This window comes from Streptomyces hygroscopicus subsp. hygroscopicus (assembly GCF_030269125.1).
In the GTDB taxonomy this organism is placed as follows: domain Bacteria; phylum Actinomycetota; class Actinomycetes; order Streptomycetales; family Streptomycetaceae; genus Streptomyces; species Streptomyces hygroscopicus_C.
The window spans coordinates 1-349 of sequence record NZ_BSSM01000072.1; the positions used below are offsets into that span (position 1 = coordinate 1).

1 rRNA gene is annotated in these 349 nt (G+C 59.9%); it reads left to right on the forward strand.

Annotated elements, in window-relative coordinates:
• A 16S ribosomal RNA gene (locus tag QSK45_RS38145) occupies positions 1-117 on the forward strand; the annotation flags it as partial.
• Positions 118-349: the final 232 nt, after the last annotated feature.

Below are 349 nucleotides of genomic sequence, written 5' to 3' on the forward strand. Positions count from 1 at the left end.
CCCGAAGCCGGTGGCCCAACCCCTTGTGGGAGGGAGCTGTCGAAGGTGGGACCAGCGATTGGGACGAAGTCGTAACAAGGTAGCCGTACCGGAAGGTGCGGCTGGATCACCTCCTTTCTAAGGAGCACTTCTTACCGGGTTCGCTCGGTCAGAGGCCAGTACATCAGCGAATGTCTGATGCTGGTTGCTCATGGGTGGAACGTTGACTACTCGGCCGGTTTTCTCGGGTCGGGGGCTGTTAGTACTGCTCTTCGGAGCGTGGAACGCATGATCCTCGGACGGGTTCTGGTCGGGCACGCTGTTGGGTGTCTGAGGGAATGATCTTTCTTCTCCTCAGTCGCCGGCCCCG